The sequence below is a fragment of the Pelomonas sp. CA6 genome (assembly GCF_022549225.1).
In the GTDB taxonomy this organism is placed as follows: domain Bacteria; phylum Pseudomonadota; class Gammaproteobacteria; order Burkholderiales; family Burkholderiaceae_C; genus Roseateles.
The window spans coordinates 196,380-213,112 of the sequence record NZ_JAKZFD010000008.1; the positions used below are offsets into that span (position 1 = coordinate 196,380).

Sequence of the window (16,733 nt, forward strand, 5' to 3'; positions counted from 1 at the left end):
GGGGATGGCGCGGACGGGCCTGCGAGCATACCCGCCGCGGCGCGGCGCGGCGCGGCGCGCGGGCTTACTTCAGCGCGACCTTGAGCGTCTGGCTGGGCGACTCGCCGAACACGCGCAGATAGTCCTGGCCGAAGCGGCCCAGGTGGCAGAAGCCCCAGCGCAGCGCCACGTCGGTGACACGCAGCCCCGCGGTGCCGGCCAGCAGCTCCTCGTGCACCTTGCGCAGGCGCACCTCGCGCAGCAGCCGCATGGGGCTGACGCCGCGATAGCGCTGGAATCCCAGGAACAGGCTGCGCACGCTGACGCCCGCCAGCGCCGCCAGTTGCTCGGGCGTCAGCGCCTCGCCGCAATGGGCCAGCAGGTATTCCTCCACCAGGCGCACGCTGCGCGGCGCCACCGGCGGGCTGCTGCCTTCCAGCAGCGGGCGCGCGTCGTGGCCCAGCCGCCCCAGCAGCAGCGCCAGCAGCCGGTACTGCAGCTGGGCCATCGGCAGCTCCGTCCCGGCTTCCCGGTCGGCCACCTGGATCAAGGTCAGCAGCAGGTCCTGCAGCAGCGGCTGCTGCGCCAGCGGCACGCGCGGGTCGAAGCGCGGCAGCTGTGGCGCGCGCTGGCCGGTCCAGGCCTGCAGGAAGCGGCCCATCACCTCGGTGTCGATGCGCACGCACAGCTGGGTGTTGTCGCCCTCCCAGCGCATGCGCAGGTCCTGGTCGGGCGAGACCAGGCTGGCGCAATGCGGGTCCGAGTGGAAACCCTGGCCCGCGGTCTCGATCCAGGCGCTGCCGCTGAGCGGCACCTGCAAGAGATAAAAGCGCTGTAGCGGCCCGGGCAGGATGTCCACGCTGCCGCCGTAGCGCAGCAGGCTCAGGCCCAGCAGCCCGGCCTCCATGTGCTCCATGCGCGCCTGCAGCTGCTGGCCACGGCCCGGCTCCAGCCGGTGCGAACAGAACACCCGCCCGACCACCGCCTGCGCGCAATCGCGCTCGCTGGTCGAGAACAGCTGGCGGCGGCGCTGCGCGCCGGTCCAGGCCTGCGCCAGCGTCTGCGCCGCCGTGGACGGAGCGGCGGGCGCGGCGAGATCGGCGGCGGCGGGCGGCGACATGATGCGGCTCAATGTAATGACTCGCCGATGAGCGCGCCAGATGAGCAACCTCAGGCCCGCGACGCTTTCTTGCGCTGAACGGATAAGGCCTGCGCCGCGCGGATAGTGCGCCTCCCGCGGTGCGCCGGACCATGGCCGCAAGAACAAGACCCGCACAACCAGGAGACAGACATGAAGGGTTTATCCGGCAAGGTGGCCATCGTCACGGGCGGCGCCACCCTGATCGGCGCCGCCGTCGTCGAGCGCCTCACGGCCTACGGCGCCCGCGTCGCGGTGCTGGACATCGACGCCGAGGGTGCGCAGCGCGTCGCGGCGGTCGATGCGCGCCAGCGCCTGGCGCTGGCCTGCGACATCACCGACGATGCCCAGCTGGCCGAATGCGTTGCTGCAGTGCAGCAGCAGTTCGGTGGCGTGGACCTGCTGGTCAACCTGGCCTGCAGCTACCTGGACCAGGGGCTGGCCTCGCCGCGCTCGGAATGGCAGGCCGCGCTGGATGTCAACGTGATCAGCGCGGTGATGGCGGCGCGCGCGGTGCATGACGCGATGAAGCAGCGCGGCGGCGGCGCGATCGTCAACTTCACCAGCATCTCGTCCAAGGTGGCGCAGACCGGCCGCTGGCTCTACCCGGTCAGCAAGGCCGCGCTGGTGCAGCTGACGCGCAACATGGCCATGGACCTGGCCCCCGACGGCATCCGCGTGAACTCGGTCTCGCCGGGCTGGACCTGGTGCCGGCTGATGGACCAGCTCTCCGGTGGCGACCGCGCCAAGACCGACCGCGTGGCCGCGCCCTTCCATCTGCTGGGCCGTGTCGGCGACGCCGCCGAGGTGGCCGAAGTGGTGGCCTTTCTGTGCTCGGAGCATGCCAGCTTCGTGACCGGCGCCGACTACGCGGTGGACGGCGGCTACTCGGCCATGGGGCCGGAGCAGAACCAGCCCGCCATCCCGCAGCTGGCGCGCTAGCCGGCCCGCCCTTTCCTTCCGCACAACCCGCATCCCGCCGCCGGGCCAGGGCCCGGCGCGTCCGACCACGCCCCCAGGAGACCGCCCATGAGCACAACGAAGAGAAAAGTCGCCATCGTCGGCGCCGGACAGTCCGGCCTGCCGCTGGCCCTGGCGCTGCAAGCCCGCGGCGACGAGGTGACCCTGCTGAGCAACCGCAGCCCCGACGAGATCCGCCGCGGCAAGGTGATGTCCAGCCAGTGCATGTTCGACGCCGCGCTGCAGATCGAACGCCAGCATGGCCTCAACCAGTGGGAACACCTGTGCCCGCCGGTGCAGGGCATCGGTCTGACCGTGCCGCATCCCGAGCAGCGCGGCGCGCGGCTGATCGACTGGGCCGCGCGCCTGGACCGCGACGCGCAGGCGGTGGACCAGCGCATCAAGATGCCCGCGTGGATGGAGTTGTTCGTGCAGCGCGGCGGCAAGCTGGTGCTGAAGGACGCCGGCATCGAGGACCTGGAGCAACTGGCCGAGCAGCACGAGCTGACCGTGGTCTCGGCCGGCAAGGGCGAGATCGTCAAGCTGTTCGAACGCGACCCGGTGCGCAGCGCCTTCGCCCAGCCCATGCGCGCGCTGGCGTTGACCTATGTGAAGGGCATGACGCCGCGCACGCCCTTCTCGCGCGTGTGCTTCAACCTGATTCCCGGCGTCGGCGAGTACTTCGTCTTCCCGGCGCTGACCACCAGCGGGCCCTGCGAGATCATGGTTTTCGAGGGCGTGCCCGGCGGCCCCATGGACTGCTGGGGCGAGGTGAAGACACCCGAGCAGCACCTGAAGCAAAGCCTGGCCATCCTCGACACCTACCTGCCCTGGGAGGCCGAGCGCTGCCGCCACGTCGAGCTCAGCGACGACAACGGCATCCTCGCCGGCCGCTTCGCGCCCACCATCCGTCGTCCGGTGGGACGCCTGCCATCCGGCCGCATCGTGCTGGGCCTGGGCGACGCGGTCTGCGTCAACGACCCCATCACCGGCCAGGGCTCCAACAACGCCACCAAGGCCTTCCAGGTGCTGTTCAACAGCATCGTCGCGCGCGGCGCGGCGCCCTTCGACGAGGCCTGGATGAACGCCAGCTTCGAGCTGTTCTGGGACTACGCCCAGCACGTGGTGCGCTGGACCAACAGCCTGCTCACCCCGCCGCCGCCGCATCTGCTGAACCTGCTCGGCGCGGCCGGCCAGTGCCCCAGCCTGGCCGGCGTCATCGCCAACAACTTCAACCACCCGCCCGCCTACTTCCCCTGGTGGACCGACCCCGAGGCCTGCGACCGGCTGATCGGCGACCACATGGCGCGCCAGGCGGCCGCGGGCGTCGCGGCATGAGCGGGGCCGTCGCCATGAGCACCTGCGCCTCCGCCGGCGCGGCCGGCCCCGACGAGGACGGCGCACGCGCGCTGCGCCGCGCGCTGGGCCGCTACCCGACCGGCGTCACCATTGTCACCACGCGCAGCGCCGACGGCCGCGCGGTGGGACTGACGGTGAACTCCTTCGCGTCGCTGTCGCTGGCGCCGCCGCTGCTGCTGTGGAGTCTGGCCAACCGCTCGCCCAATCTGCGCGCCTTCCGCGGCGCCACGCACTTCGCCATCCACGTGCTGGCGGCCGGCCAGGAGGCGCTGGCGCGGCGCTTCGCCGATCCGCGCGTGGCCGACAAGTTCGACGGCGTCGCGCTGCGCCGCGATGGCGCGGTGGAGGCCGTGCCGCTGATCGAGGGCGCGATCGCCGGCTTCGTCTGCGCCAGCCGCGACGCCATCGAGGCGGGCGACCACACGCTCTTCATCGGCCGCGTCGAGCAGCATTGGTCCGACGACGGCGCGCCACTGGTCTTCCACGGCGGCGGCTTCGGCCGCATCGCCACGGAGGCCCACCATGGCTAGCCGCAACCGGGACGAGGTGCTGATCGTCGGCAGCGGCATCAACTCCCTGGTGTGCGCCGCGCTGCTCGCGCGCGCCGGCCGTGCGGTGCGCGTGCTGGAGCGCGAGGCGGTGCTGGGGGGCTGCGTGCGCAGCGACGCGCTGACGCTGCCGGGCTTCGTGCACGACACCCTGTCCACCGCGCATCCGCTCTTCATGGTGGGCCCGGCCTATGCGGCGCTGGGTCCGGCGCTGCACGAGGCCGGCCTGCAGTACTGCAACACCGACAGCCCCACCGGCGTGCTGCTGCCGGACGGCCGCCACCTGGTGCTGGCGACCGCGCGCGACGCCAACGTCGCGCGCTTCGAGGCCTGCGCCGCCGGCGACGGACAGGCCTATGCCGCGATGCTGGGCGAGGTCGGCGCGCAGGCGCCGCTGCTGTTCTCGCTGCTGGGCAACGAGCTGTGGCGCTTCGGCACCGGCAAGGCCCTGGCCAGCCTGGCCTGGCAGCAGGGACCGCAGGCCTTGAGCGACTTCTTCGGCGCCGCCCTGGTGCCGGCGCGCCCCTGGCTGGCGCAGCAGTTCGCGTCGGAGCTGCCGGCCGCGCTGCTGGCGCCCTGGGTGCTGCATTGCGGCCTGGGGCCGGACGCACCGCTGTCGGCGCTGATGGCGCGCGTCGTCGCCTTCACGCTGGAGGCGGTGGGCATGCCGCTGGTGCGGGGCGGCAATGCCAACACGGTGAAGGCCTTCGAGCGCCTGATCCGCGCGGCGGGCGGCCAGCTCGAGACCGGCGCCGACGTGCAGCAGGTGCTGGTCGAGCGCGACCGCGCCGTGGGCGTGCGCCTGGCCGACGGGCGCGAGCTGCGCGCCGCCGAGGTGGTCTGCAACGTCACACCCACCCAGCTTTACGGCCGGCTGCTGCAGGGCGTGGCGCTGCCGCCGGAGGTGAGCGCGCAGGCCCGCCAATGGCGCTACGGCAAGGGCAATCTGCAGATCCACCTGGCGCTGTCCGAAGCGCCGCAATGGCCCGCGCCCGAGCTGGCGCGCGTGGCCTATCTGCACCTGAGCGGCGGCGCGGCGGCCGTCTCGCGCGCCGTCAACGAGGCCGAGCGCGGCCTGCTGCCGGCCGAGCCGACGATCTGCGTGGCCCAGCCCACCGCGCTGGACCCCAGCCGCGCACCGGCCGGACAGCACATCCTGTGGATCCAGCTGCCCGAATGCCCGCGCGAACCGCTGGGCGACGCGGCGGGCGAGATCGCCGTCGACCCGGCCCAGGGCTGGAGCCCGGCGCTGCGCGAGGCCTATGCCGACCGCGTGATCGAGCGCATCGCGCGCCAGGTGCCCAATCTGCGCCGCAGCCTCCTCGGCCGCGCGGTGCTGTCGCCGGCCGATCTGCAGCGCCTCAACATCAACCTGGTCGGCGGCGACCCCTACGGCGGCGACTGCAGCCTGGACCAGAGCTTTCTGTGGCGGCCCTCGCGCGCCACGCGCAACCACGCCACGCCGCTGCGCCACCTGTGGCACATCGGCGCCTCCACCCATCCCGGCCCCGGCCTGGGCGCCGGTTCGGGCGTCCATGTGGCGCGGCTGCTGGGCGCCTGAGCGACAACGACCCACGAGGAGACCGACATGAATGCAAGCAATGCCGCGCTGCTGGCGCAGCTGGCCGACGCGCTGGCCCAGGGACAGCTGCGCGTGGTCGACCTGACCCAGACCCTGTCCAGCGACTTCCCCGCGCTGGTGCTGCCGCCGCAGTTCGGCCAGGTCTGGGCCTTCAAACAGGAGCGCATCAGCCAGTACGACGAGCAGGGCCCGGGCTGGTACTGGAACAACTTCTCCTGTGGCGAGCACACCGGCACGCACTTCGACGCGCCGGTGCATTGGATCAGCGGCAAAGACCATCCCAACAACAGCGTGGACACCATAGACCCGCGCCAGTTCATCGGCCCGGCCTGCGTGGTCGACGCCAGCCGCGAGGTGGCCGGCAACGAGGACTGGCTGCTGGACGTGGACCACCTCGAGCGCTGGGAGGCCCGGCATGGCCGCATCCCGGCGGGAGCCTGGCTGCTGCTGCGCACCGACTGGAGCAAGCGCCTGGCCGATCCCGCGGCCTTCGTGAACCTGCGCGAGGACGGCGCCCACACCCCCGGGCCGACGCAGGCCGCCGTGGAATGGCTGGTGGCGCGCGGCGTGCGCGGCTTCGGCGTGGAGACCATCAACACCGACGCCGGCCAGTCCTACGCCTGGCCGCTGCCCTATCCCTGCCACACGCTGATGCACGGCGCCAACCGCTACGGGCTGCAATGCCTCACCCACCTCGACCAGCTGCCGCCCACCGGCGCGCTGATCGTCGCCGCGCCGCTGAAGATCCAGAACGGCTCGGGCTCGCCCTTGCGCGTGCTGGCGCTGCTGCCCTGAGGCCGGCGCGCCGCGGTCCGTCCCTCCCCCGCCCCCACCACCCGCCAACGCGGCCCCGCGCCGACGTTTCAGGAGACATGCCATGTCCACCCTCCCCCGCGCCGCACGGCGCCTGGCCACGCTGACCCTTCTCGCCGCCGCCAGCGCGGCCCACGCCACCGAAGGCGGCGGCCTGGGCACTTATCCCGACGGCCTGGAGAACTACCTGTCCGGCGCGCTGCCGCCACCCGGCGTGCACGCGCTGCTCTATGCCGGCCTGATGAAGTACGACAAGCTGCGCGACACGAACGGCCACGCGCTGCCCGTGCCCGGCTTCGGTGTCGACGTGGCCGTGCTGGCGCCGCGCATCGTCTGGGTCACGCCGCACAAGGTGCTGGGCGGCGACCTCGCCTTCCACACCGTGCTGCCGCTGCTGAACGTGAGCTTCAAGGCCGCAGGCACGCGCTGGCGCAGCACCGGGCTGGGCGACATCACCTTCGGTCCGGCCCTGGGCTTTCACCCCTCTCCCTCGCTGCACTACGTGCTGGCGCTGGACCTGATCGCGCCGACCGGGCGCTACAGCAGCGGCGACCCCTCCAGCCCCGGCAAGAACCACTGGACCGTGCAGCCGGTCTTCGCGATCAGCACGATGGAGGCGGCGGGACTGAACGCTGACCTCAAGCTGATGTATGACATCAATCAACGCAACGGCGCCACCCAGACCCGCTCCGGCCAGGCCCTGCACGCCGACTACGCGCTGGGCTGGGGGCTGGGCAACGGCTGGGTGGCGGGCCTCGGCGGCCACGTCTTCCTGCAGACCACCGCCGACAGCGGGCCCGCGTCGGCGCAGGGCAAGGCGCGCGCCATCGGCCTGGGGCCCTCGCTGCGCTATGCCGACGGCCGGGGCGTGCTGGTGACGCTGAAGCTGCAAAAGGAGTTCAGCGTGCGCAACCGCCCCGAAGGCACGCAGTTCTTCGTCAAGGCGGCGTTGCCGTTCTGACCCCGGCAGCGACATATGGCTGAACGTTCCTTTGCTCGCGAGGTCGAGCAGCTGCGCGTGCCCGCGGGCAGCGAGTTCCGTGGCGAGGGCATCCTCGCCGTCACCAAGGCCCTGCTGGAGGCGGGCGTCGGCTACGTCACCGGCTACCAGGGCTCGCCCATCTCACACCTGATGGACGTGCTGGCCGACGCCCAGCCCATCCTGCAGGAGCTGGGCGTGTACTTCGAGCCGGCGGCCAGCGAGGCCGCGGCGGCCGCGGCGCTGGCCGCCTCGGTCAACTACCCGGTGCGCGGCGCGGTGACCTGGAAGTCCACCGTGGGCACGAATGTCGCGTCCGACGCGCTTGCCAACCTGGCCTCCGGCGGCGTGACCGGCGGCGCGCTGGTCATCGTCGGCGAGGACTATGGCGAAGGCAGCTCCATCATGCAGGAGCGCAGCCACGCCTTCGCGATGAAGTCGCAGATGTGGCTGCTGGACCCACGCCCGCAGCTGCCCGCCATCGTGAAGGCCGTGCACGACGGCTTCGCGCTGTCCGAGGCCAGCCGCACGCCGGTGATGCTGGAGCTGCGCATCCGCTCCTGCCATCTGCATGGCCGCTTCATCACGCGCGAGAACCGCCGCCCGGACTTCACGCTGAAGGACGCGCTGGAGCATCCGCGCCGCGACCTCAGCCGCATCGTGCTGCCGCCCGCCTCCTTCGCGCACGAGCGCGAGAAGCTGGAGCAGCGCTGGCCGGCGGCGCAGCGCTTCATCCTCGAACACCAGCTCAACGAGCTGCTGCCCGGCGAGCTGGAGCACCTCGGCGTCGTGATGCTGGGCGGGCTCTACAACAACACGCTGCGCGCGCTGGAGCTGCTGGACCTGGCCGACATGTTCGGCGCCAGCCGCGTGCCGCTGTACGTGCTCAACGTCGCCTATCCGCTGGTGGAAGCCGAGGTGCTGCGCTTCTGCCAGGGCAAGCGCGCGGTGCTGGTGGTCGAGGAAGGCCAGCCCGACTACCACGAGCAGCACCTGCATGCCATCCTGCGCCGCGCCGGGCTGGCGACGGCCGTGCACGGCAAGGACCTGCTGCCCAAGGGCGGCGACTACACGGTGGACGCGCTGCGCCGCGGGCTGGAGGGCTTTCTGCGCCAGCACCATCCGGCCGCGTTCGCGCCGGCGGTCTCGCTGCCCATGCCGCGCCCGGCGGCCAAGCCCGCGGTGCCCGAGCCGGCGCCAAGCGCGACGCCCGCCGCGGCCGCGCCCCCGCTGCCGCCACGCCCGCCGGGCCTGTGCGTGGGCTGCCCCGAGCGGCCCATCTTCTCGTCGCTGAAGCTGGTCGAACGCGAGCTGGGGCCGCACCATGTCGCCGCCGACATCGGCTGCCACCTGTTCTCCATCATGCCGCCCTTCAACCTGGGCGCCACGACCATGGGCTACGGCCTGGGCGCCTCCAGCGCGTCGGCCTTCAACGCCGGCGCGATGCTGGGCGCCCGCCGGCGCGCGATCGCCTTCATGGGCGACGGCGGCTTCTGGCACAACGGCCTCAGCTCGGGCATCGCCAACGCGGTCTTCAACAAGCACGACAACGTGTTCGTGATCGTCGACAACCACTACACCTCGGCCACCGGCGGGCAGGACATCCCGTCCTCGCGCGCCGCCAACGCGCAGCGCTCCACCCAGCACCCCATCGAACGCGCGGTGCGCGGCGTCGGCGTCGAGTGGGTGCGCACGATCACGCGCACCTACGACGTCAAGGCCATGCAGGGCGCGCTGCGCGAAGCACTGAGCAGCCGCGAGCCCGGCCCCAAGGTCGTGATCGCGCAGAGCGAATGCATGCTCAACCGCCAGCGCCGCGAAAAGCCGCAGCGCCGTGCCGCGCTGCAGGCCGGCGCGCGCCAGGTTCAGGAGCGCTTCGGCGTGGACGCCGCCGTCTGCTCCGGCGACCATGCCTGCATGCGCGTCTCCGGCTGCCCCAGCCTCACGCTGGCGCCCAGCGGCGACGCGCTCAAGCCCGACCCGGTGGCCCATGTGGACGAGCACTGCGTGGCCTGCGGCCATTGCGGCGAGGTCGCCGACGCCGCCGTGCTGTGCCCGTCCTTCTACAAGGTCCACAAGGTCGCCAACGCCGGGCGCTGGGAACGCTGGCGCCATGCCCTGTCGCGCCGCGTGCTGGGCGCGCTGCAGCGCGCGCAGTGGCGCCGCCGCGCCGCCCGCGCCCTCTACCCGCTGGAGGCCCAGCCATGAAGCCGCAGCGCCTTCATCTGGCCATCCTGGCGCTGGGCGGCCAGGGCGGCGGCGTGCTGGTGGACTGGATCGTCGCGCTGGCCGAGCGCGCCGGCTGGACCGCGCAGGCCACCTCGGTCGCTGGCGTGGCGCAGCGCACCGGCGCCACCATCTACTACCTGGAGCTGGTCGAGCCCACGCCGGGCCGCGAACCGGTGCTGGCGCTGATGCCGGTGCCCGGCGAGGTGGACGTGCTGATCGCCGCGGAGCTGATGGAGGCCGGGCGCGCGGTCGAACGCGGCCTGGTCACGCCGACGCGCACCACGCTGATCGCCAGCAGCCACCGCACCTACGCCGTGCAGGAGAAGCTGGCGCCCGGCAATGGCATCGCCGACAGCGCCGCGGTGCTGGCCCATGTGCAGCGCCAGGCGCGGCGCAGCGTCATCGCCGACATGCAGACCCTGGCCCAGCAGCAGGGCAGCGTGATCTCGGCCAGCCTGTTCGGCGCGCTGGCCGGCAGCGGCGCGCTGCCCTTCGCGCTGCAGGACTACGAGGCCGTGGTGCAGGCCAGCGGCGTGGGCGTGCAGCCAAGCCTGGCGGCGCTGCGCGCCGCCGCCACCCTGGCCCGCGAGATGGGCGCCAGCGCCGCGCCGGTGCAGCCGCCGGCCCATGAAACTGTGGAGACCGCGCCGCGCCCGCTGCCCGCGCAGGCCGCCGCGCCGGCCCTGCAGCCGCTGCTGCAGCGTGTGCGCGCCGAGTTCCCCGCGCCGGCCTGGAACTGGCTGGGCGAGGGCCTGGCGCGCGTGGTGGACTGGCAAGACCTGGACTACGGCCACGACTACCTGGACCGGGTGGCCGCGCTGGCGCGCCGCGACGACGGCGCCCAGGGCCATGCGCTGAGCGTGGAGGCGGCGCGCTGGATCGCCGTGGCGATGAGCTACGACGACGTGATCCGCGTCGCCGAGCTGAAGAGCCGCGGCGAGCGCAGCGCGCGGCTGCGCCGCGAGATCGGCGCGCGCGCCGACGAGCCACTGGGCAGCGAGGAGTTCTTCCACCCGCGCCTGGAGGAGGCCCTGGCGACGCTGCCGCGCCGGCTGGCCGACTGGCTGGACGGCTCGCCGCGCCTGCGCGCCTGGCTGGCGCCGCGCCTGGACCGCGGCCGGCGCATCCGCAGCCAGGGCCTGGCCGGCCACCTGCAGCTGCGCCTCGTGGCCGGGCTGCGGCGCTGGCGCCGCGGCAGCCGCCGCCACGCGCAGGAGGGCGCGCTGCTACGGCGCTGGCTGGACGAGGTGGACCAGGCGCTGGACGCTGGCGATGGCGCGCTGGCCATCGAACTGCTGCGCTGCCGCCGCCTGGTCAAAGGCTACAGCGACACCCATGAGCGCGGCAACGGGCGCTTCATGCTGCTGCTGCGCGCGGCCGCCCAGCTGCGCGGCCGCGACGGGGGTGCCGCGGCGCTGGCGCGCCTGCGCGACGCGGCGCTGCGCGATGCCGAAGGCCAGGCGCTGTCGGCCGAGCTCGCGGCGCAGGGCCTGGGCTGACGCGCGGCCGGCGCGGCGCTACTGGTTGGTCGCCGCCAGCACCTCCGGCAGGTCGGTCAGACCGGCCAGCAGCTTCTCGATACCGTCCTGGCGCAGCGTGCTCATGCCGCTGCGCTGTGCGGCGGCGAACATCTCGATGGCCGGCGCGCGGTGGCGGATCAGCTCGCGCAGCGCCTCGTCGGCGATCACCAGCTCGTGGATGCCCAGGCGGCCGTGGTAGCCGGTGCCGCCGCAGGCGTCGCAGCCGTGACGGCGGTACTGCACCAGCTGTCCATTGACCGCATGGCGCGCGCGCCAGCGCGCCAGCAACTCGTCGTCGCCCATCTGCGCGGCCGGCCCACCCGACTGCTGGTACAGGCGCAGCAGCGAGCGCGTGGCGCGCTCGTCCAGCGGCTCGACCACGCGGCAGTCGGTGCACAGCCGCCGCACCAGGCGCTGCGCCAGCACGCCCAGCAGCGAGTCGGAGAACATGAAGGGGTCCAGCCCGATCTCCAGCAGCCGCGTCACGCTCTCCGGCGCCGAATTGGTGTGCAGCGTGGACATCACCAGGTGGCCGGTCAGCGAGGCCTCCACCGCGATGGAGGCGGTCTCCTCGTCGCGCATCTCGCCGATCATGATGACGTCCGGGTCGGCGCGCAGAAAGGTGCGCATCGCCGCGGCGAAGGTCCAGCCGATGCGGCTGTTGATCTGCACCTGGCGCAGCCCGTCCTGGCTGATCTCGATCGGGTCCTCGGCGGTCCAGATCTTGCGCTTGTCCTCGTTGAGCTCGCGCATCACCGAATGCAGCGTGGTGGTCTTGCCGCAGCCCGTGGGACCGCAGATCAGCAACAGGCCATAGGGTTTGGCCATCAGGCGCCGCAGCCCAGCCAGGTTGTCGTCGGACAGGCCGATGCCGTCCAGCGGCAGCGGCTTCATGCCGCCCAGCAGGCGCAGCACCACATCCTCCAGCCCGGCGCTGGTGGGCACGGTCACCATGCGCAGCTCCATGGCCTGGCCGCCGAAACGGCTGAAGTCGATCTTGCCGTCCTGCGGACGGCGGTGCTCGGAGATGTCCAGCTCGGCCATGATCTTCAGCCGCGCGACCAGCGCGAAGCGCACCCGCGCCGGCAGGTCCAGGTAGCGCACCAGATCGCCGTCCACGCGCAGCCTCACCCGAACCGGCTTGGGCGCGTCGAAGGTCTCAACGTGGATGTCCGAGGCGCGCAGCTCGATCGCATCGGCGATCAGCCGGTTGACCAGGCGCACCAGCGCGTTGTCGGACTCGGAGACGATGCTGGCATCGGGATCGGCGGACTCCGCCTCGCCCTCCGACAGCGCGCGCGCCAGATCCTGGATGCTCTGCTGGCGCGGGTCGGCCGGCGCGCCGCAGAAGCCCTCGGCCGCGGCCCCGGCCGGCTCGGCCGCGAGCTCCCGGCCGCTCAGCTGGTAGGCGCGCGCGATGCCCGGCAGCAGCGTGCCCGGCGCCGCCAGCACCGGCAGCACACGCAGCTCGGTGGCGAAGCGCAGCACATCCAGCAGCCGGTGATCCCAGGGATCCGTCACCGCCACCACCAGGGTCTCTTCCCGCAGCATCAGCGGCAGCAGCGATTCGCGCTGGGCCAGCGCGCGCGGCACGCGCGCCAGCGCCTCGGGGTCGGGGCTGAGCTGGGCCACGTCCACCGTGGGCACGCCCAGCCAGGCGGCCAGCGTCATGCGCAGCTGGGCCGGCGAGATCAGGCCCTCCTGCACCAGCAGCTCGCCGATGGGCACGTGCTGGCTGCGCGCCGCCTGGCGACGCAGCGCCAGCTGCAGCTGGGCGGCGCTGATCATGCCCGCCTCGACCAGCGCATCGCCCAAGTGCGGCGCACGCTGCTCCGGACCATGGTCCAGCGCGGCCCAGATCGCGTCCCGGTCCGCCACCGGCTCGCGTCGGCGGCTGGACGGGCGGGCCGCGGGTTCGCTCAGCGCATCCAGCGCGGCGGGGACGGTGTCGTGTTCATAGCTCGGGCTCATGCGCCCAGGCTAAGCGCTCACGCGTCCAGCGCACAAGGCGCAACCGGCCGGCGGGCCGCGGCCCGTCGACGCGGCTTGACCTGGATCATGTCGACCGCAGGCCGCGCGTTGCATCGCCGCCGACGGCGGACCGCCCCCGCCGGCCCTTCAGGCGAAGCGTCCGGCCTGGTAGTCCCGCACCGCCTGCAGCAGCTCGCCTTCGGTGTTCATCACGAAGGGTCCGTATTGCGCGATGGGCTCGCCCAGCGGCTTGCCGGCGATCAGCAGGACGCGCGCGCCCTCGTCGCCGGCGCGCAGCCGGACGCCGTCGCTGTCTGCCGTGTTCGCGAACAGCGCCATGCGCTGCTGCGACACCATGCAGCCGGTCTCGAAGCGCAGCGCGCCGCGGTAGACATAGACGAAGGCATTGCGGTCCGGGGGCAGCGCCTGCTCGAACTCCGCGCCGGGCTGCAGCTGCAGGTCCAGGTACAGCGGCTGCGTGGCTTCGCGCTGCACCGCACCCGCCACGCCATGGCTTTCGCCGGCGATCACGCGCGCCTGCACGCCGGGCAGCTCGAGCTGCGGGATCTCGGCGGCGCCGATGTCGCGGTACCAGGGGTCGCACATCTTGTCGCGACCGGGCAGGTTCAGCCACAGCTGGAAGCCTTCCATGCGGCCTTCCTGCTGCTCTGGCAGCTCGGAATGGATCACGCCGCGGCCGGCGGTCATCCACTGCACGCCGCCGGAGCCCAGCAGGCCCTCGTGACCGGCCGAATCGCGATGGCGCATACGGCCTTCCAGCATGTAGGTCACGGTCTCGAAGCCGCGGTGCGGGTGGTCGGGAAAGCCGGCGATGTAGTCGTCCGCCTGGTCCGAGCCGAAGGCGTCCAGCATCAGGAAGGGATCCAGGCGGCGCTGCAGGTCCTGCGTCAACACGCGGGTGAGCTTGACGCCGGCGCCGTCGCGGGTGGGCTGGCCCGCCACCAGGCGCTCGACCGCGCGGGGGGATTGAAGCCGGGTTGCAGACATCGTCGTTCTCCTGTTTGCAGGAAGCGCGGCCCCGGGGGGCCAGGCCCGCGCTTCATGGGCGGGTGCGCGACACCCGCGATTCAAGACTGGGGCGCGTGGCCCCCCCCACCTCAGGCCGTGACCGCCTCGCCGGCCAGCGCGGCGATCCGCTCGCGCGCCGCCGCCAGGCCCTGCGCCTGGGCCTCCGGCCCCATGTTCAGGCCCTCGGCATAGACCACCTCGATGTCGTCCATGCCCAGGAAACCCAGCGCGGTGCGCAGATAGGGCACGACATTGTCGGTGGGTTGGTCGCGGTGCACGCCGCCGCGCGCGGTCACGACATAGACCTTCTTGCCCTTCACCAGGCCCTCGGGGCCCTCGGCGGTGTAGCGGAAGGTCACGCCGGCGCGCGCCACCGCGTCGATCCAGTTCTTCAGCTGCGCGCTGACGCCGAAGTTGATCATGGGCGCGCCCAGCACTACCACGTCGGCCGCCATCAGCTCGGCCACCAGCGCGTCGGAGCGCGCCACCCAGGCGGCCTGCTGCGCATCGCGCTGCTCGGCGGGGGTGAAGAGCGCGCCCAGCGCGAATTCGTCCATCACCGGCAGCGGCTGGGCGGCCAGGTCGTGCACCACGCGCTGCACCACGCCCGGGGCACGCTGCGTCAGCGCGTCCACCAGCTCATTGGCCAGCAGCGTGGAAAACGAACCCTGGCCTTCTTGCAGGCGGCGGGCGCTGGAATTGATTTGCAGGATGTTCATCAGGGGCTCCAATCGGTTCAGTGGGGAGGAGGGATTCGATGACTGAACTTTAGGAAGCATCATTCGATCGGAGAAGCCGCCGGAATGGATAAGATTGTTCCACCCGAGGAACAATCCCCCACCCTCACCCAACGCCCACCATGAGCCTGGACGCCGACGACCTGCTGGTCTTTGCCCGTGTGATGGAGGCGGGCAGCTTCAGCCGCGCGGCGCAGCGGCTGCAGCTGCCCAAGTCCACCGTGTCGCGTCGCATCGCGGCGCTGGAGCAGCGCCTGGGCGAAAAGCTGCTGCTGCGCAGCACGCGGCGCCTGGCGCTGACCGAGTTTGGCCAGGGCGTGCTGGAGCATGCGCGCGTGCTGGCCGGCGAGGTCGACGGCGCACTGGCACTGGCGCTGCACCGCCAGCAGCGGCCCACCGGGCGGCTGCGCGTGTCCATGCCCGCCGACTTCGCCAACCAGATGCTGGCCGAGATGCTCGCCCGCTTCGTCGCCGACTATCCGGAGGTGCAGCTGGAGCTGGACCTGTCACCGCGGCGCGTGGACCTGATCGCCGAAGGCTTCGACCTCGCGGTGCGCATGGGCGAGCTGCCGCCGGACAGCCAGCTGGCGGCGCGTCGGCTGGCGGTGTTCAGCAATGCGCTCTATGCCGCCCCGGCCTACCTGGCGCGCCACGGCGAACCGCAGCTGCCCGAGGCCCTGCTGAGCATGCACGGGCTGACCATCCTGAGCCGCAGCGGCGAACCCATGCCCTGGCGCCTGCGCCGCGAGCAGGACGACGGCACGCTCGCCGCCTGGGCGGGCGTGCCCGAGCGGCGCTGTTTGATCAACTCCCCCGACATGCTGCTGAAGCTGGCCTGCCAGGGGCTGGGCATCACCTCGGTGGGCCAGTCCTATGCCGCCCCCTTTGTCGCGCGCGGCGAGCTGCTGCGCGTGCTGCCGGACTGGTGCGCCGAACCGGCGTCCTGCTGGGCCGTGTTTCCCGAGCGGCGCCTGATGCCGCTGCGCACCCGGCTCTTCCTGGAGGCGATGAGCGAGGCGCTGCGGCCGCACGACAACGCGGCGCTGTACGAGCCCGCCGCGGCGGCGCTCACTCCACCATGAAGCCCACGTCCACGCTGACCTGGCGCGGCTTGCCGATGGGCGCGAAGCGCCACTGCTTCACCGCGTCGATCGCCGCGGCGCTGAGGCGCCGGTGCGGGCTCTTCAGCGCCTCCGGGTCCTGCACGCTGCCGTCCGGCAGCACGGTGAAGCGCAGCGTCACCGTGCCGGTGCGCTGCGACGCGAGCAGCTGGCGCGGATAGTCGGGGTCCACCTTCTTGATCAGCGCGAGCGGCACCTCCTCCTCGGGCTCGGCCTGGCGCGCGACCGCCACCGGCACCGTGGGCGGGGCGGCGCTGGGGCTGGCGAGCGCCAGCGCGCGCGGCTCGGGCTGCGCGCCCGGCGCGGGCGTGGTGCCGGCCGGCGCCATGGCCGGCGCCGGCGCCGTGTCCCTGGCGGCGACGGCCTGGGCGGGCTCGGGCGCCGAGGCCGGGCGCGACTGCTGATGCGCCAGCGCGCGGGCGCGCGCCTCGCGCGCGGCGAGCTCGTCGGACTCGTTGCCACGCGCCGGCCGCGCCACCGCACGGCCCTCGGCCTTGGGCTCGGGCTTGGCGTCCGCTTTGGCATCGGCCTTGGCATCGGCCTTGTGGCTGTCCGCCCGTGCCTTGCTCGCGTCGCCACGCTCGGCGTGGAACTTGATCCACTGGAAGACCTTGTCGGCGTCGCGTTTGGCGCGCTCGCTCTCGTTGAGCTTGGTCTTGCTCTCCAGGTCGCCCAGCGCCTGAGCCCGGGCCGGGGCGCAGACAGCGGCCAGCAACAGCGTCGCCAGCAGCACGGAAGCACTGCGATTCATCGGATCCACCCTCTCTC

14 protein-coding genes are annotated in these 16,733 nt (G+C 72.8%); 9 read left to right on the plus strand and 5 right to left on the minus strand.

What is annotated here, in order from left to right:
* Nucleotides 1-64: 64 nt before the first annotated feature.
* Nucleotides 65-1,099: an AraC family transcriptional regulator gene (locus tag LZ017_RS14825; protein WP_241397650.1), complete on the minus strand. Its 1,035-nt coding sequence runs from the start codon at nucleotides 1,097-1,099 to the stop codon at nucleotides 65-67.
* Between the two features lie 171 nt (nucleotides 1,100-1,270).
* Here LZ017_RS14825 and LZ017_RS14830 point away from each other — a divergent pair, with 171 nt between their 5' ends.
* The 8 genes from LZ017_RS14830 (at nucleotide 1,271) to LZ017_RS14865 (ending at nucleotide 11,086) form a co-directional block, all read left to right on the plus strand.
* The gene (locus LZ017_RS14830; RefSeq protein WP_241397651.1) at nucleotides 1,271-2,059 is read left to right on the plus strand and encodes an SDR family oxidoreductase; all 789 of its coding nucleotides are present in this window, start codon (nucleotides 1,271-1,273) and stop codon (nucleotides 2,057-2,059) included.
* Nucleotides 2,060-2,146: 87 nt separating this feature from the next.
* Nucleotides 2,147-3,415 carry a styrene monooxygenase/indole monooxygenase family protein gene (locus LZ017_RS14835; RefSeq protein WP_241397652.1) on the plus strand — a complete coding sequence of 423 codons (1,269 nt, stop codon included), beginning with the start codon at nucleotides 2,147-2,149 and terminating at the stop codon, nucleotides 3,413-3,415.
* Between the two features lie 14 nt (nucleotides 3,416-3,429).
* The gene (locus tag LZ017_RS14840) at nucleotides 3,430-3,966 is read left to right on the plus strand and encodes a flavin reductase family protein (RefSeq protein ID WP_241397736.1); all 537 of its coding nucleotides are present in this window, start codon (nucleotides 3,430-3,432) and stop codon (nucleotides 3,964-3,966) included.
* Complete coding sequence (locus LZ017_RS14845) at nucleotides 3,959-5,545, plus strand: NAD(P)/FAD-dependent oxidoreductase (RefSeq protein ID WP_241397653.1); 1,587 nt, start codon at nucleotides 3,959-3,961, stop codon at nucleotides 5,543-5,545. The genes LZ017_RS14840 and LZ017_RS14845 overlap by 8 nt, the downstream gene beginning before the upstream one ends.
* Nucleotides 5,546-5,572: 27 nt before the next feature.
* Nucleotides 5,573-6,361 carry a cyclase family protein gene (locus LZ017_RS14850; protein ID WP_241397654.1) on the plus strand — a complete coding sequence of 263 codons (789 nt, stop codon included), beginning with the start codon at nucleotides 5,573-5,575 and terminating at the stop codon, nucleotides 6,359-6,361.
* 82 nt (nucleotides 6,362-6,443) lie between these two features.
* The gene (locus LZ017_RS14855; protein ID WP_241397655.1) at nucleotides 6,444-7,340 is read left to right on the plus strand and encodes a transporter; all 897 of its coding nucleotides are present in this window, start codon (nucleotides 6,444-6,446) and stop codon (nucleotides 7,338-7,340) included.
* Nucleotides 7,341-7,355: 15 nt separating this feature from the next.
* Nucleotides 7,356-9,566: an indolepyruvate ferredoxin oxidoreductase subunit alpha gene (locus LZ017_RS14860; RefSeq protein WP_241397656.1), complete on the plus strand. Its 2,211-nt coding sequence runs from the start codon at nucleotides 7,356-7,358 to the stop codon at nucleotides 9,564-9,566.
* Nucleotides 9,563-11,086 carry an indolepyruvate oxidoreductase subunit beta family protein gene (locus LZ017_RS14865; protein WP_241397657.1) on the plus strand — a complete coding sequence of 508 codons (1,524 nt, stop codon included), beginning with the start codon at nucleotides 9,563-9,565 and terminating at the stop codon, nucleotides 11,084-11,086. Before LZ017_RS14860 ends, LZ017_RS14865 begins: the two co-directional genes overlap by 4 nt.
* An 18-nt stretch (nucleotides 11,087-11,104) precedes the next feature.
* Here LZ017_RS14865 and LZ017_RS14870 read toward each other — a convergent pair whose 3' ends face one another.
* The 3 genes from LZ017_RS14870 to LZ017_RS14880 form a co-directional block, all read right to left on the minus strand.
* Nucleotides 11,105-13,078: a GspE/PulE family protein gene (locus LZ017_RS14870; protein WP_241397658.1), complete on the minus strand. Its 1,974-nt coding sequence runs from the start codon at nucleotides 13,076-13,078 to the stop codon at nucleotides 11,105-11,107.
* Nucleotides 13,079-13,225: 147 nt separating this feature from the next.
* On the minus strand, nucleotides 13,226-14,086 hold the full coding sequence (locus LZ017_RS14875; RefSeq protein WP_241397659.1) for a pirin family protein: 861 nt from the start codon (nucleotides 14,084-14,086) through the stop codon (nucleotides 13,226-13,228).
* Between the two features lie 110 nt (nucleotides 14,087-14,196).
* A complete protein-coding gene (locus LZ017_RS14880) occupies nucleotides 14,197-14,829 on the minus strand; it encodes an FMN-dependent NADH-azoreductase (protein WP_241397737.1) in 633 nt (210 codons plus the stop codon).
* Nucleotides 14,830-14,966: 137 nt separating this feature from the next.
* Between LZ017_RS14880 and LZ017_RS14885 the strand changes: the two genes are divergently transcribed.
* Nucleotides 14,967-15,926 carry a LysR family transcriptional regulator gene (locus LZ017_RS14885; RefSeq protein WP_241397660.1) on the plus strand — a complete coding sequence of 320 codons (960 nt, stop codon included), beginning with the start codon at nucleotides 14,967-14,969 and terminating at the stop codon, nucleotides 15,924-15,926.
* Here LZ017_RS14885 and LZ017_RS14890 read toward each other — a convergent pair.
* Nucleotides 15,913-16,716, minus strand: a complete 804-nt coding sequence (locus LZ017_RS14890) for a TonB family protein (RefSeq protein WP_241397661.1) — start codon at nucleotides 16,714-16,716, stop codon at nucleotides 15,913-15,915. The two genes, LZ017_RS14885 and LZ017_RS14890, sit on opposite strands and share 14 nt — an antisense overlap.
* Nucleotides 16,717-16,733: the final 17 nt, after the last annotated feature.